This is a genomic window from Priestia sp. SIMBA_032 (assembly GCF_046535215.1).
Taxonomy (GTDB): domain Bacteria; phylum Bacillota; class Bacilli; order Bacillales; family Bacillaceae_H; genus Priestia; species Priestia aryabhattai.
In genome coordinates this window covers 1-326 of sequence record NZ_JAWRXD010000320.1, presented here as the reverse complement: position 1 = coordinate 326, position 326 = coordinate 1, and the positions used below count along the sequence as shown (strand labels likewise).

The following is a 326-nucleotide window of genomic DNA, read 5'->3' as shown; positions in this document are numbered from 1 at the left end:
CTCATATCTGTGAGATTTTCGCCCGTTTTGCTGTAGGAGGTTGAACAGGCGAAGTAACACCTTTAATAGCTCTTGGGTGTCTTTTTGTATCGATTGGAAAAGAAGAAAAAAGTAATCTTTAATCATATATATGGCCTTATATTCACTCAGTTCTCGTTTCTTTTTCATAAGAAGTAATTGCCGCATTTGAAACATGGTAGAAGAACAAAGTAGAATGGCAATCAGTTGCCCATACAAATGGCATTCCAATCGTTCTCGTTTTATCTTTTTACAATGATGAATATGAAAGAATGATTTCCATGTTTTAAATAAAATCTCGATTTGCC

1 protein-coding gene is annotated in these 326 nt (G+C 34.4%); it reads right to left on the bottom strand.

The features are described 5' to 3' along the window. The coding region (locus SB717_RS34575; protein ID WP_410907376.1) for a transposase at positions 1-326 on the bottom strand (326 nt) is incomplete at both ends.